Genomic DNA, 13857 nt, shown 5'->3' with positions numbered 1-13857 from the left:
CATCAGCTGGCGTCCTTGAGTCTTTCCGACATCTTCACCAATGTGGCCAACGAATCGGCGCCCATCTTGCGCATCAAGGCGCCGCGTCGCACCTTCACCGTCACTTCGCTCAACCCCAGCCGCCCGGCCACCTGCTTGTTCAGCAGACCGCAGACCACCAGATCCATCACCTCCCGCTCTCCGTCAGTGAGGGTGCGGTGACGACGTTTCAGCTCATCCATCTTTTCTGCGAGCTGACGTCGCTGCCGATCACGACTCAAGCCCAGGCCGATGGCGTCCAGCAGGTCCTGTTCACGAAACGGTTTGGTCAGGAACTCCAGTGCCCCGCCTTTCATGGCCTTCACCGACATGGGAATGTCGCCATGGGCGGTGATGAAGACAACCGGAACCTGGATGTTCAAGCGGGCCATTTCCTGCTGGAAATCCAGGCCGCTCAAGCCCGGCATCCGCACGTCGAGGATCAGGCACGCCGGCGTATCGGCAAGCGTGGCGTCCATGAATTCCCGCGCCGAGCCGAAGGCCATGCTCGGCAGGCCGACGGAAGCCAGGAGGTCCTGCAGCGAGGCGCGCACGGAACTGTCGTCATCGACGATATAGATCATCGATTCGTTGGGGTCATGGGCTGTCATCGGATTCTCGGGTTACGGCCGGCAGAGTGAAGTGGAAGGTGGCGCCTGACTGTGGATCGCTGCTGACCCAGAGGCGACCGTCATGGGCCTCGATGATGGAACGGCTGATGGCCAGGCCCATGCCCATGCCGTCGTGCTTGGTGCTGTAGAACGCGTCGAATACCCGTTCGTGGTCGTTGCCGCTGAGGCCCTTGCCCTGGTCTGACACACAAAAGAGCAAGCGCTGGGCCGATTCCAGTACGACATTGACCTCCAGGCTGCGCTGCTCGACATCGACCTGCCGCATCGCGTCGATCCCGTTCATCGCCAGGTTCAGGATGACCTGCTGGATCTGTACTTCATCCGCCAGCATCGGCGGCAGGCCTTCCTGGACATGCACCCGTAGGCTGATGTTCTGCTCGTTCAGTTCGCCGGCCAGCAGCCGCAGCGCGGCATTCACCGTGTCGGCGACGTTCAGCCACCGCTTGCTGGGGGCCTGGTGCCGGGCCATGCCCCGCAGGCGGGTAATGATTTCGCTGGCCCGATGGGTGTCGGCGATGATGCGTTCCACGGCCTGGCGGGCCTTGGGCAGGTTGGGCGGGTCGTTGGCCATCCAGCGCAGGCACGCGCTGCTGCTGGTGGCCACCGCGGCCAGTGGCTGGTTCACTTCGTGAGCGATGGACGCGGCCAGCTCCCCCAGCATGTTGACGCGAGCGATGTGCGCCAGGTGCGCGCGGGTTTTGTGCACCGTGCCGATGGCGGCGGACAGGCGCAGCGCCAGGTAGGTGGTACCGGCGATGGCGGCGAGGCTGATCAGGACGTTGACCAGCCCGGCCTCCGTATCGCCGAAGCGGGTGAGCCGATAACTGAGGATCGTCAGGAGCATGCAGGCGACCGACAGGCCGGCGACGGCGCGGGTCGGCAGGATTCGTACGGCAATCAGCACCACGACGATCTGGAAGACGCCCACCGCGATTTCAAGGTCGGTGACGGTGTCTATGGCCGCGATGCCGAGGGACAATCCCAGCAACAGCAGCAGGCGAAGGGTCAATTGAGTGCTTCTCACTGGATATTCATCTCGCATCGCGCAAATGGCCGGCCCAGGCACGCAGTGTATATCGCCTCTGTGCCCGTGGCTCAGGAAGGGTTGTCCAGGCTGAACCGGTCGGCCACTTCGTCGTAGGCGAACAGCTCTGCGTAGCGCCCCCATTGCGTGACGCAATCGAGGGTAGTCGCAGCGTCGTGCTCCGACATGAAGTCCTCCAGTTGGTCCCGGAAGCGCCTGGCGGGTGCCGTGCGGGTGGGACGGTCATCCAGCACCTTGCGCACATGGCCCACCAGGGGAACGTGCCTGAGCAGCTGCTGGGCGAACAATTGCTTGCGCTCGTCGACCGTCGATCGGGCATAGCGCCGCCCGGCCGGCAGCAGTGCGAGATGGCCGTCCTGCAGATCGGCCAGGCGCATCAGTTGCAGCACCTCGGCCACCGGGAAGAGATCGCTGGGGCTATAGCGCAAAGTGTCGGCCAGTTCACGCAGGTCCGCCTGACCGTCGTAGGGCTGCTCGTGCACCGCCTCGATCAGGCCGGCCAGGGCGTTCGTTGAAATCGAAGGCAACACCATGCCCACGCCAGTGCCTGCAAATGCACCCGTATGGGCTGAACCGTCCCGGCCACCGCCGGCCATCTGCACATAGATATGCTCCACCAACGCCTGGAACGCCGGGTCGGCGCGATTGCGCGGCTGGCTGAGGTCGACGACGATTTCCTTCATGATCCGCCCCGGATTGGAGGAGAAAATCAGTATCCGGTCGCACATCAGCACGGCTTCTTCGATGTTGTGGGTGACCATCAGGATGGACTTGATCGGCATCCGGCCTTCGCACCACAGATCCAGCAGGTCGGTGCGCAGGGTTTCGGCCGTCAGCACGTCCAGTGCGGAAAACGGCTCGTCCATCAGCAGCACATCCGGAGCGACCACCAGTGCGCGGGCCAGGCCGACGCGCTGGCGCATGCCACCCGACAGTTCCTTGGGAAAGGCGCTTTCGAAACCGTCGAGGCCGATCATGTCGATGGCGGCCAGGGCCCGTCGGCGCCGCTCGGGCGCCGCCACTTCCAGCGCTTCCAGGCCGACTTCCACGTTCTGCAGCACCGTCAGCCAGGGGAACAGGGCGAAGCTCTGGAAGACCATGCGTACCGAGCTGGCCAGCCCGCGGTCATCGGCAGGGAAGTCGACCACGCCGGCCGTGGGCGCGATCAGGCCAGCGATGGACCGCAGCAAGGTGGACTTGCCCGAGCCCGAACGCCCCAGCAGGCCGACGATCTCGCCATCGTTCAAGCGCATGCAGACGTCGTCCAGTACCAGTCGCTCGGCACCGCCAGCGGTACCGTAGACATGCCGAAGCTGTTGCACATCCACCAGGCAGCGTTTGTCCATGAGTGCTTGCATTGGCTCACCTCCCTCAATCAATTCGAAGCCGACGCTCGGCGAACCCGTACAACGGGCGCCACAGCAGGCGGTTGAAACCCACGACGAAAACCGACATGACCGTCACTCCCAGGGCCACCCGTGGCAGGTCCCCTGCGGTCGTGGCCTGGGCAATGAAAGCGCCCAGCCCGCGGGCGTAGAGATGCTCGTCGCCCCAGGACACGGCCTCGGCGACGATGCTGGCGTTCCACGAACCGCCGGCGGCAGTGAGGGCGCCAGTGACGTAATACGGAAAGATCCCGGGCAGTGCGACCACGCGCCACCACTGCCAGCCGCCCACCCGGAAGTTGCGCGCCGCTTCGCGCAGATCGTTGGGCAGCGCGCTGGCACCTGCGATCACGTTGAACAGGATGTACCACTGGGTGCCCAGCACCATCAGCGGCGACAGCCAGATATCCGGGTCGAGCTTCAGGGTGACGATGGCGATCACGGCAAAGGGAAACAGCACGTTGGCCGGAAAGGCCGCCAGCAACTGCGCGACGGGCTGCAGGCGTTCGGCCCAGCGCGGGTGCAGGCCGATCCAGACGCCGATGGGCACCCAGACCAGGCTGGCGAGGACGATGAGCACCGCGACCCGCAGCAGGGTGACCAGCCCCAGGCCGAAGGCCTCGATGACATCTTCCTGGCCCAAGGTGCTGGCGATGAAACCTGCCAATTGCAGCAGACCGGCCAGACAGGCCAGGGCCACCAGGGCGATCCAGGCCCGGTCGGCGACACGATTGAAACCCTCGCTGGCCTTGAAGCGAAACGGGGGGAGCCTGGGCAGCCTGGGCAGGTGCAACGCGGCCTTGATGCCGCCCAGCGCGGTCAACGTCAACGGCACCAGGCGGGTCGAGCGCAACAGGTCGTAGATTCTCGACCGGGGGCGTTTCTGGGCGGCGGTCTGTTCGAAGCGGAACTTGTCCGCCCAGGCCACCACGGGCCGGAAGAACAGCAGGTCGTACAGCATGATCACGGCGACCATGGCCAGCACTGCCCACACGGTCGCAGCGACGTTCTTCTGTTCGATGGCCAGTGCCAGCCAGGAACCGATGCCCGGCAGGCTCACGGTCGTATCGCCGACGGTTATCGCCTCGCATGCCACCACGAAGAACCAGCCGCCGGACATCGACATCATCATGTTCCACACCAGGCCCGGCGTGGCGAATGGCAACTCCAGCCGGATGAAACGTTGCCAGGGCGAAAAGCCGAATTGCCGGCTCACTTCGTAGAGGTCGTGGGGCACGGTCCTGAGCGATTGATAGACGCTGAAGGTCATGTTCCAGACCTGGCTGGTAAAGATGGCGAAGATGGCCGCGCATTCCACGCCGGACTGTTTGCCGGGAAAGATGCCCATGAAGAAGACCACAGTGAAGGTGAGAAAACCCAGTACCGGCACGGATTGCAGGATGTCCAGCGCAGGCAGTATCACCAGGGCCGCCTTGCGACTCTTCGCGGCCAGGCTGGCGATCACCAGCGAAAAGACAAAAGACGCCAGCAGCGCGATGAACATGCGCAAGGTGGTGCGCAGCGTGTATCCCGGCAGATGGGCCAGGTCCAGCGACAGCGGCGACGCATCGAGAACCCCCAGGGGCTGGTCCATTTGTTCGAGGCCATAGGCGATGAACACGGCCAGCGCTATCAACAGGCCCAGCAGGGCGAGATCGGCCCACCAGCAAACCTGTTGGTTGTACTTGAAAGCAAGCCATGCGGGGGTTGGGATTGAAGGGCGCATAGACCACCTCTCTGATGAGCAAGCTGGAGGACCTGGAGGGACTGCGCTGAACGCCCGGCAAGATTAATCGGAGCCCCCGGGCGGGGCCAGAATGACTAGGGACGGGAAAATATACGTTGGTATATCGCTGATCCGCATTTTTCGCCGGCAGGTGCGTCTGTAATGAGCCCGTACCCCTGGCCAAACTACACAGTGGGTCAATGGCGACAGAAACCTGAAATCACCCCCCGTTGGGAGCGAGCCTGCTCGCGATGGCACACTGTCAGACAGTACAGCGTTGCCTGACACACCATCGCGAGCAGGCTCGCTCCCACAAGGGGCGGGTGGCTTGTTTGAACGCAGCATTCTCGTTCAGGAACAACTCATGACAAAGATGGCGATTTTTCTCGGTGGTTTTCTCGCGCTGACGCTTCTGATCGGCGCTCTTGCGACGATTTCACCGGTGTAGGATCACCTGGGCTATTTCCTGCAAGCCCATGACCCGTTGCGCCGCGTTGAGCTTGATGGCTTCCTTGGGCATGCCGAAGACCACGCAGCTGGCTTCGTCCTGGGCCACGGTGGCGCTGCCGGCGTCGAGCATTTCCTTGAGGCCGCGGGCGCCGTCGTCGCCCATGCCGGTCATGATGATGCCGGTGGCGTTGCGGCCGGCGAACTTGGCCACCGAGCGGAACAGCACATCCACCGAAGGACGGTGGCGGTTGACCAGCGGGCCGTCCACTACCTGCACGTGATAGAACGCCCCGCTGCGGGTCACCATCATGTGCTTGCCGCCGGGGGCGATCAGGGCCAGGCCGGGGTGGATGCGGTCGTTGTTGCGGGCTTCGCGCACTTCGATCTGGCACAGGCTGTTGAGCCGGGCGGCGAACGAGGCGGTGAATTTTTCCGGCATGTGCTGGACGATGACGATACCGGGGCATACCCGCGGCAAGGCGGTCAGCACCGCTTCCAGGGCCTGGGTGCCGCCAGTGGAAGTACCCAGGGCGACGATGCGTTCGGTGGTCTGCGCCATGGCATGGCCGTTGGCGGCGGGCAGCATGGCATCGGCGCTGAGCTTGGCGGCCGGCACCAACGGGGCCGGGGCAGGGCGCCGGCCCAGGTTGCGCACATTGACCTGGGCGGCGGCCCGGATCGCCGTCACCAGTTCCGACGCCGACTCCAGCAGGAAGTTCTTCAGGCCACTGGTGGGCTTGGTGATGATTTCCACCGCGCCGGCCGCCATGGCCTGTGCGGTGGTTTCCGCGCCCGTTGGCGTCAGGGACGAGCAGATCACCACCGGCGTGGGGCGCTCGCTCATGATTTTCTTGAGGAAGGTGATGCCGTCCATGCGTGGCATTTCCACGTCCAGCACGATCACGTCGGGCCACTCGCGGGCCAGTTTGTCCATGGCGAAAATCGGATCTGACGCAGCGCCCATCACATGGATATCCGGCGTCTCGCTGAGAATCGCCAGCATCACCTGGCGCACCACGGCGGAGTCGTCCACCAGCAGAACATTGATCTTTTTTGACATGGTTAATGCCGGGTCCTTATCGGTTGGTGTCTGACCCACACATCGCCGCTGCAAAGGTCGAAAATGATGCTGCGGTAGCCGGTGCTGCCCATGTCCTGGGCGATCAGGTCCAGGCGATAAAGAGAGGCTATTTCCAGCGCCGCGTTGACGTTCTGCCGCGCCACATCGCCGAACGGCACATGGCGTTGCAACTCGGGAAACATCTCGCCGCCGCCGAACAGCTTGAGCTGGTAATCCTCGGGCTCGGTGCGGTGGGCCCGGGCCTGGCGCACGAACAGTTCGATGGCTTCGTCGGCGTACATGCCGTTGAGGGCGGTGGAGCAGCGTACGCGGCTGGGCAGCATGAAGTGGCACATGCCGCCGATCCTGCGCTCGGGATGCCACAGCGTGACCGCCACACAGGAACCCAGGATCGTGCGCAGGCGGGTCGGGCAGGTGGCGAAACGGAATTCCCCCGGCCCCAGGTACACTTCGGCCACTTGCTTGGTTGCGGCGTTCATGGCTTGCGATAGATCGAGGGAGCCACCAGCTTCAACGCATCGCAGACGCCATTGAGGCTTTCCGAATGGCTCACGATGAAATACCCGCCGGGCTTGAGCCGGGGGATCAATCGGGCGACCACTTTGCTTTTGGTGGGCTGGTCGAAATAGATCATCACGTTGCGCAGGAAGATCACATCGAACTCCCCCAGCTCCGGCAAGGTGTCGTTGAGGTTGACCTGGATGAAGTTGACCCGGCTGCGCAGCGACCGGTCGATCAGGAACGTGCCCTGTTGGCTGCCGGTGCCCTTGAGGCAGTATTTCACCAGCAAGGGCTGGGGCAGGGTGCGGGCCCGTTCCATCGGGTAGTGCCCGGAGCGCGCCTTGGCCAGGACCTGGCTGCTGATGTCCGAACCGATCACCTCCCACGGCGTGGTGCCCAGCCCCTCGGCCAGGGTCATGGCCAGGCTGTAGGGTTCTTCCCCCGACGAACTGGCCGCGCTCCACAGGCGAAAGGTCTTCCCTGGCGTTGCATGGGGCAATACATGCTGGCGCAGGAAATCGAAATGCTTGGGCTCGCGGAAGAAATAGGTTTCATTGGTGGTGAGCAGGTCCAGCGCCACCTGCAGTTCATCGCGGCGCTGGCCGTTCATGATCAGCTTGAAGTAATCGCCATAGCTGTCCAGCTCATAGTGCTTGAGACGCTTGAACAAGCGCCCGGCCACCAGGGCTTTCTTGGCCGGCGACAGGTTGATGCCGGCGGCCTGGTACAGCCAGGATTGGAACTGGCCGAATTCCCGGTCGCTGAGCGCCAGCCCGTTCGCCGTGCGTTCCGTGCAGGTCTGAGTGTTCACTGTCCTTCGAACTCCAATGCGGGGCCAGCCTGGGCGATCTGGGACATCTCGTCGATAGACAGCACCCGGTCCACTTCCAGCACGATGACGAACTTGCCGTCGACCTTGGCCATGCCGCTGATGAAATCGGCGCGGATCTTCGCGCCGAAACTCGGCGGCGGTTCGATCTGCGAGGCCGGGATTTCCAGCACCGCCGACACGGTGTCCACCAGCAGGCCGATGTCCTGGGCCTGGCCGTCGGCACTGTTGGCCTCGATGATCACCACGCAGGAACGCCGGGTAATCGACGAGTTCTGCCGGCCGAAACGGGCCGACAGATCCACCACCGGCACCACCGCGCCGCGCAGGTTGATCACCCCGCGTACGAACGACGGCATCATCGGCACCACGGTCAGGTTGCCGTACTCGATGATTTCCTTGATGCACAGGATGCCGATGGCGAACATCTCCGTGCCCAACATGAATGTCAGGTATTGCGCTTCTTCCTCGACCGCCATTGCGGTTTGACGAGTGGTCGCGATGGCGCCCATGCCTTTTTCTCCTTTAGCGAGCCAGTGATGACGGCCGTCAGAACCGAGTGAATTCGGATTCGTCCGGTGCGCTGGCCATGTTGTAGGCGAACGACTTGGGCAACACGGTCACCGTGGCCCGGGCCGGCTTGCGGCTGGACGGACTCGGGGTGTTGTCCACCTTCACCGGCAGGACGGCCGACTTGGCCGGCGTGTCCAGGGTGAAGAAACTCATGGCCTGTTGCAGTTGTTCGGCCTGGCTGCTCATTTCTTCGGCAGTGGCGGCCAGCTCTTCGCTGCTGGACGCGTTCTGCTGGGTCACCTGGTTGAGCTGGGTCATGGCGGTGTTGATCTGCGCCACGCCGGCGGCCTGTTCTTCGGAGGCGGCGCTGATTTCCTGCACCAGGTCCGATGTCTTGTTGATCGACGGCACCATCTCGTTGAGCAGGTTGCCCGCCTTCTCGGCCATGTCGACGCTGCTGGAGGACAGCTCGCCGATTTCCTGGGCGGCGATCTGGCTGCGCTCGGCCAGTTTGCGCACTTCGGCGGCGACGACGGCGAAGCCCTTGCCATGCTCGCCGGCGCGGGCGGCTTCGATGGCGGCGTTGAGGGCCAGCAGGTTGGTCTGGTAGGCGATGTCATCGATGATGCTGATGCGCTGGGCGATTTTCTTCATCGCCACTACGGTCTGCTGCACCGACTCGCCGCCGTCGGTGGCTTCCTTGGCGGCTTTGCTGGCCATGCCGTCGGTGACCTTGGCGTTCTCGGTGTTCTGGTTGATGCTGGCGCTCATCTGTTCGATGGAGGCGCTGGTTTCCTCGACGCTGGCCGCCTGTTCGCTGGTAGCCTGGCTCATGGATTGCGCGGTGGCGCTGACTTCTTCCGACGCGCTGGCCAGGTTGTCCGCTGCGTTACGTACCTCGCCGATGATGTGCGAGAGCTTGCCCACCATGTTCTGCATGGCATTGAGCACCATGCCGGTTTCGTCCTTCGAACCCCCTTCGATCTTCGCGTTCAGGTTGCCTTCGGCCAGTTGCTCGGCCACCAGCGCGGCCTGCTTCAACGGACGGGAGATCACCCGGGAAATGAACAGCGCCAGGCCCAGGCCCACCAGCAGGGCGGCGATGAGTACGGCAATGATGGACAGGCGGGATTTTTCGAACAGCGCGGTGCCATGCTCACTGGCCGCGCCGGCGCCGGCGTCGTTGAATTCAACCATTTTCTGCAGGTCGGCGGTGACCAGGTCGAAGTGACGCTTGGACTCGCCCTTGAGCAGCGCCTGGGCTTCCTGGGTCAGGTTCTGCCGGGACAGCGCGAACAGGTCTTTGCTCACCGCCAGGTAAGCGACCCAGTCTGTGCGGGTTGCATCGAGCAGTTGGCGATCCTCGGCACTGGAGAGCAGTTTTTCATAGGTCGCCAGGCGCGTTTCAAAGGCCTTCCTGGCTTCTTCCGCTTCCTGCTCCAGGGTGGTTCGCTCCTGTTCGGAGTCGGCCGCGATGTGCCGGTTTTCCTTGAGGCGATAGCTGGCCGCGAAGAAGCGCATGCCCGAGGCTGCCCGCATGGATGGCATCCAGTTCTCGCGGATCTCGATGGTGGTGCCGTTTACCTGGCCCAGCTGGATGATCGAGAACACTCCCATGATGGCAGTGAGGGCCAACACCACGAGAAATGAAGTGATCAGTTTGGTGGCGATTCTAAGATCGTAGAACCATTTCATTGGGAAGTACCTCTCCATGGAGTTGCTAAAGCGTCAGCGAGCGTTGGCTTGTGATAATTGTGTGGGGGTGTAGCGGTTTTCTATCTGGGCGATCTGGGTGAGCAATGCCGGGACGTCGACGATCAATGCCACGGCGCCGCTGCCCAGGATGGTCGAGCCGCTGATGCCGCGCAGTGCGCCGAACAGCTTGCCCAGGGGCTTGATCACGGTCTGGAATTCCCCCAGCAGGTCATCCACCACCAGCCCGGCCTTGAGGTCGGCGTAACGCACCACCACCACGTTCTGCCGGCGCGCGGCCGGGCCTTCATGGTTGAAGTGATCGCGCAGGTACACCAGCGGCAGCACTTCGCCACGCAGGTCCAGGTAGCCCTGTTCGCGGCTGGCGACACCGTCTTCTTCGCTCAACTCGATGCATTCCTGGACCATGTCCAGGGGAATGACATAGGTGGACTGGCCGATGCCCACCAGGAAGCCATTGATGATCGCCAGGGTCAGCGGCAGGCGGATACGCACCACGGTGCCCTGGCCCGGTTGGCTGTCCAGGTCCACCGTACCGCGCAGCAAGGTGATGTTGCGCTTGACCACGTCCATGCCCACGCCACGTCCCGACAGGTTGGTGACGGACTGGGCCGTGGAAAAGCCGGGCTCGAAGATCAGGTTGTAGATCTCCTGGTCGGTCGGGCTCGCGCCGGGAGCGACCAGGCCGCGTTCCTGGGCTTTTTCCAGGATCCGGTCGCGATTCAGGCCGGCGCCGTCGTCGGCGATTTCCAGGACGATGCTGCCCGAGTCGTGATAGGCATTGAGGTGCAGGTGCCCCTTGGCCGGCTTGCCGGCGGCCAGCCGCGCTTCGGCAGTCTCGATGCCGTGGTCCATGGCGTTGCGCAGCAGGTGCATGAGCGGGTCGCCGATTTTCTCCACCACCGTCTTGTCCAGCTCGGTTTCCGCGCCGCTGATGATCAGGTCGATGTCCTTGCCCAGCTCCTGGCTGACATCACGCACCACCCGACGGAACCGGTTGAAGGTTTCACCGATGGGAATCATGCGCAGGCGCAGGGCGCCGTCGAGGATCTCCTCCACCAGCCCGGACACCGTGGACGTCGATTCCTGCAACGAATCGTTGTGGCAGGTGCGGGCCAGCAGGCTGGCCCCGGCGCTGGCGATGACCAGCTCGCCCACCAGGTTGATCAACTCGTCGAGCTTGTCGGCGTTGACGCGTACATAGGTGCCGTCCCGGGCCTTGCTGTCGCTGGCGACGGATTGTCGCTCGGCAACCGCCTGGGTGGGCACGCGTGGCGTCTTGCGCTGGTCGGGCAGCAAATCGCCACTGGCGACCAGTCCGGTGGACTCGGCGCCTTGCGCGGGAGTGCTTGCCACCAGGTCGGTGTTCGTGGGCGCCTGGGTGTCGGGGCGCTGGTCATCGTCAAGGGCAACGATCTCGATCAGGCAGTCTTCCCGGACGAAATCGAAGACTTCATTGATCGCCCCGTGGCTGGCGGCCGAGCGGAATTCGATGTCGAACCCCAGGTAGCAGGATTCGGCGTCCCAGCTGTCGGCCGCCGGCAGGGTGTCCGTCAGGGTGTCGATGTGGACGATCTCGCCCAGGGTCTGCAAGTAGCGCAGGAACGACAGCGGGTCCATGCCATTGCGGAACACGTCCTGGCCGAAGCGCAGGGAAATGTGCCACAGCCTGGTTTCCGAGGGTTCGTCCGTTGCGGTTCGCGCTTCTGGCCGGGACGTATCGGCGGGCACGGGCGCCTGGTATTCCTGGAGGACCTGGCACAGTTCCATTTCCCGCTTCAGGGCCTGCGGCGCCAGGGTGCCGCCCTGGTTGGCCACCACGTTGATCAATTCCAGCATGTGGTCGCTGGACTTGAGCAGCACGGCGATCAGGCCGGTATCCACCTCGACGCTGCCGTTGCGCAGGCGATCGAGCACGTCTTCGACAATGTGGGTGAAGCTGACGATCGGCTCCAGGCCGAACAGCCCGGCCGAACCCTTGATGGTATGAGCCGCGCGGAAGATGGCACCGATGGCGTCATCGTCGCCCGGGTCGTTTTCCAGTTGCAGCAGGGATTCCTCCATTGCCTGCAACTGTTCCCGTGCCTCGACGATGAACGTCTGTTGTGCCTGGTCGAGATTGATGCTCACGCTCATTTCCTTTGTCGTGTCGGGCCGGTGATGCGGGGCTCAGGCTTTGTATGAAAAATTGCCTTCGCGACTTTTCGTACAAACCCTAGGCCTGCAGGTTGCACAGCTCGAGTGTTTCGGTGACGGCTTTGCTGCGACCGGTCAGGGTCAGTTCGGTGCCGGCCTTGGGTGCTTCGCGCAGCGCCATCAGCAACAGTTGCAGGCCGGCACCGTCCATCTCGGTGATCTGCGACAGGTCCAGGGCCATGCGCGGCGTATTGCCCAGGCTGGGCAGCAACTGCGCGGCCAGCTCGGCGGCGGTGTAGATCGTCAGCTCGCCGTCGATGCGTACCTGGGTGGTGTCATCCTCGGTTTCGAACAGCAACGGCATCACAACCTCCGGCAATCAGGGAAGAATCAGTTTGGACACCGCCGCCAGCATCTGCGCCGGCTGGAACGGCTTGACCACCCAGGCCTTGGCGCCTGCGGCCTGGCCTTCCTGCTTCTTCGCTTCCTGGGATTCGGTGGTCAGCATGATGATCGGCGTGAATTTGTAGCTGGCCAGTTTCTTGACCTCCTTGACGAAGGTGATGCCATCCATGTTCGGCATGTTCACGTCGCTGATGATCAGGTGCACTTTCTGGCCGTTGAGCTTGCCCAGCGCATCCTTGCCATCGCTGGCCTCGATCACGTCGTAGCCGGCACTTTTCAACGCGATGCCGACAACCTGCCGAACGCTCGCGGAGTCGTCGACAACCAATACACTTTTAGCCATGAACGGCTCTCCTAAAAGAAGGTTATTTCCTGTGAAGTCTGTTGCGCGCCGGCGTCGCCGTGGTGATTGCGGCGCTGCTCGTCGGTGGCGTAGGTGGTTTCCATGCGGGCCAGCCATTGGCGGGCATCGATGGGGACAGCCTGGTCGGGCGACTGGGTGGCCTGCTGGATGTGCACATGCAGGTCCTCGATGTTGTCGCGCACGTGGCTGAGGATCTGGCTGACCCGATCCTGGAATTGCAGGCTGACCAGCACTTCGGTGAGCTCGTCGCGGATACCGAAGCTTTCCTGCTGCAGCAGGTCGGCCGATTCGGCGAGTCGTCCGGTCACGCTCTTGAAGCGTTCGAGCACGCGCTGGATGCTGTCCTCGGAAATGGACACCGACTGGCTATCCTGGTCCGCACCGCTGGACGCGGCCTGGACCAACTGGGTGATGGCGGTATTGATGATGTCGACCTTGGCCGACATTTGCTGGCCGGTCTCGCTGGACTTGCTCGACAGGCTGCGCACGGCATCGGCCACCACCGCGAATCCGCGACCGGCTTCCCCGGCACGGGCGGCTTCGATGGCGGCGTTGAGTGCCAGCAGGTTGGTCTGAGCGGCGATCGCGGCAACATCGGCGGCCATGGTCCGCAGTTCGCCGGTGTAGGCAGTGAGGTTGCGCACCTGGGCCAGGGTTTCGTCGCGGCTGGCCTGGGTAGCCTTCAAGGAGTTGATGACCTGGACCAGTTCGCCTTCGCTCTGGGCCAGTACCTGGACGGCGCCGCCACTGCCGTTGCCGGCCAGCTCACCGGCCGCCAGTTGCGAGGCGTGCACGGTTTCTTCCAGGCGTGACGAGATGCCGGTGAAGCGGCTGGTCAGCGAAACGATCGCGGTTTCGGTCTGCTGCCGGGAGCTTTCCACTTGCCTGGCCCAGATAGGCATGGCACCGAGGATGACTTCGTTGAGCTGCGCGCTGGACGCATGGGCATCGTGTTGGGCCGCCTGCAGTTCGCGTCGGGACGCGTCGGCAGCGATGACGGGGGCGAGCTGACGACCCAGGGCTCGCGCGCTCCACACCCCGGCACCGATACCGAGGACC

At 63.6% G+C, this 13857-nt stretch carries 12 protein-coding genes and 1 pseudogene; all 13 read right to left on the bottom strand.

What is annotated here, in order from left to right; all coding sequences use genetic code 11:
• Window positions 1-2 precede the first annotated feature (2 nt).
• Complete coding sequence (locus AC1M7R_RS01100) at window positions 3-629, bottom strand: response regulator transcription factor (protein WP_072399101.1); 627 nt, start codon at window positions 627-629, stop codon at window positions 3-5.
• Window positions 616-1692, bottom strand: a complete 1077-nt coding sequence (locus AC1M7R_RS01095; RefSeq protein WP_072399099.1) for a sensor histidine kinase — start codon at window positions 1690-1692, stop codon at window positions 616-618. The genes AC1M7R_RS01100 and AC1M7R_RS01095 overlap by 14 nt, the downstream gene beginning before the upstream one ends.
• Window positions 1693-1745: 53 nt before the next feature.
• Window positions 1746-3053 (bottom strand): ABC transporter ATP-binding protein, encoded by a 1308-nt coding sequence (locus AC1M7R_RS01090; RefSeq protein WP_072399097.1) that lies wholly within the window; start codon window positions 3051-3053, stop codon window positions 1746-1748.
• A gap of 13 nt (window positions 3054-3066) precedes the next feature.
• Window positions 3067-4806, bottom strand: a complete 1740-nt coding sequence (locus AC1M7R_RS01085; RefSeq protein WP_490610166.1) for an ABC transporter permease — start codon at window positions 4804-4806, stop codon at window positions 3067-3069.
• Between the two features lie 436 nt (window positions 4807-5242).
• Window positions 5243-6316, bottom strand: coding sequence for a protein-glutamate methylesterase/protein-glutamine glutaminase (locus AC1M7R_RS01080; protein WP_072399093.1), 1074 nt, complete (start codon window positions 6314-6316; stop codon window positions 5243-5245).
• A gap of 2 nt (window positions 6317-6318) precedes the next feature.
• A complete protein-coding gene (gene cheD / locus AC1M7R_RS01075; RefSeq protein WP_072399091.1) occupies window positions 6319-6816 on the bottom strand; it encodes a chemoreceptor glutamine deamidase CheD in 498 nt (165 codons plus the stop codon).
• Entirely contained in the window at window positions 6813-7649 is an 837-nt protein-coding gene (locus AC1M7R_RS01070; protein WP_072399089.1) for a CheR family methyltransferase, read from the bottom strand. Before AC1M7R_RS01070 ends, cheD begins: the two co-directional genes overlap by 4 nt.
• Complete coding sequence (locus AC1M7R_RS01065) at window positions 7646-8179, bottom strand: chemotaxis protein CheW (RefSeq protein WP_072399087.1); 534 nt, start codon at window positions 8177-8179, stop codon at window positions 7646-7648. Before AC1M7R_RS01065 ends, AC1M7R_RS01070 begins: the two co-directional genes overlap by 4 nt.
• Before the next feature lie 37 nt (window positions 8180-8216).
• Window positions 8217-9875 (bottom strand): methyl-accepting chemotaxis protein, encoded by a 1659-nt coding sequence (locus tag AC1M7R_RS01060; protein WP_072399086.1) that lies wholly within the window; start codon window positions 9873-9875, stop codon window positions 8217-8219.
• Window positions 9876-9908: 33 nt separating this feature from the next.
• Window positions 9909-12023 (bottom strand): chemotaxis protein CheA, encoded by a 2115-nt coding sequence (locus AC1M7R_RS01055; RefSeq protein ID WP_072399137.1) that lies wholly within the window; start codon window positions 12021-12023, stop codon window positions 9909-9911.
• Window positions 12024-12108: 85 nt separating this feature from the next.
• Window positions 12109-12393: an STAS domain-containing protein gene (locus AC1M7R_RS01050; RefSeq protein WP_072399084.1), complete on the bottom strand. Its 285-nt coding sequence runs from the start codon at window positions 12391-12393 to the stop codon at window positions 12109-12111.
• 15 nt (window positions 12394-12408) lie between these two features.
• On the bottom strand, window positions 12409-12777 hold the full coding sequence (locus tag AC1M7R_RS01045) for a response regulator (protein ID WP_072399083.1): 369 nt from the start codon (window positions 12775-12777) through the stop codon (window positions 12409-12411).
• Window positions 12778-12788: 11 nt separating this feature from the next.
• Window positions 12789-13739: pseudogene (locus tag AC1M7R_RS01040) on the bottom strand (methyl-accepting chemotaxis protein); the annotation flags it as partial.
• Window positions 13740-13857 lie beyond the last annotated feature (118 nt).

The sequence above is a fragment of the Pseudomonas sp. MS01C9 genome, assembly GCF_058202755.1.
Note: the sequence above shows the minus strand (reverse complement) of the source record. Positions and strands in the feature narration are given on the sequence as shown.

What these genes read in the sequence shown, in the direction of transcription:
- AC1M7R_RS01095 (WP_072399099.1), bottom strand. Translation starts at nt 1,692, where the DNA reads ATGCGAGATGAATATCCAGTGAGAAGCACTCAATTGACCCTTCGCCTG.
- cheD (WP_072399091.1), bottom strand. Translation starts at nt 6,816, where the DNA reads ATGAACGCCGCAACCAAGCAAGTGGCCGAAGTGTACCTGGGGCCGGGG.
- AC1M7R_RS01080 (WP_072399093.1), bottom strand. Translation starts at nt 6,316, where the DNA reads ATGTCAAAAAAGATCAATGTTCTGCTGGTGGACGACTCCGCCGTGGTG.
- AC1M7R_RS01065 (WP_072399087.1), bottom strand. Translation starts at nt 8,179, where the DNA reads ATGGGCGCCATCGCGACCACTCGTCAAACCGCAATGGCGGTCGAGGAA.
- AC1M7R_RS01085 (WP_490610166.1), bottom strand. Translation starts at nt 4,806, where the DNA reads ATGCGCCCTTCAATCCCAACCCCCGCATGGCTTGCTTTCAAGTACAAC.
- AC1M7R_RS01100 (WP_072399101.1), bottom strand. Translation starts at nt 629, where the DNA reads ATGACAGCCCATGACCCCAACGAATCGATGATCTATATCGTCGATGAC.
- AC1M7R_RS01050 (WP_072399084.1), bottom strand. Translation starts at nt 12,393, where the DNA reads ATGCCGTTGCTGTTCGAAACCGAGGATGACACCACCCAGGTACGCATC.
- AC1M7R_RS01060 (WP_072399086.1), bottom strand. Translation starts at nt 9,875, where the DNA reads ATGAAATGGTTCTACGATCTTAGAATCGCCACCAAACTGATCACTTCA.
- AC1M7R_RS01090 (WP_072399097.1), bottom strand. Translation starts at nt 3,053, where the DNA reads ATGCAAGCACTCATGGACAAACGCTGCCTGGTGGATGTGCAACAGCTT.
- AC1M7R_RS01045 (WP_072399083.1), bottom strand. Translation starts at nt 12,777, where the DNA reads ATGGCTAAAAGTGTATTGGTTGTCGACGACTCCGCGAGCGTTCGGCAG.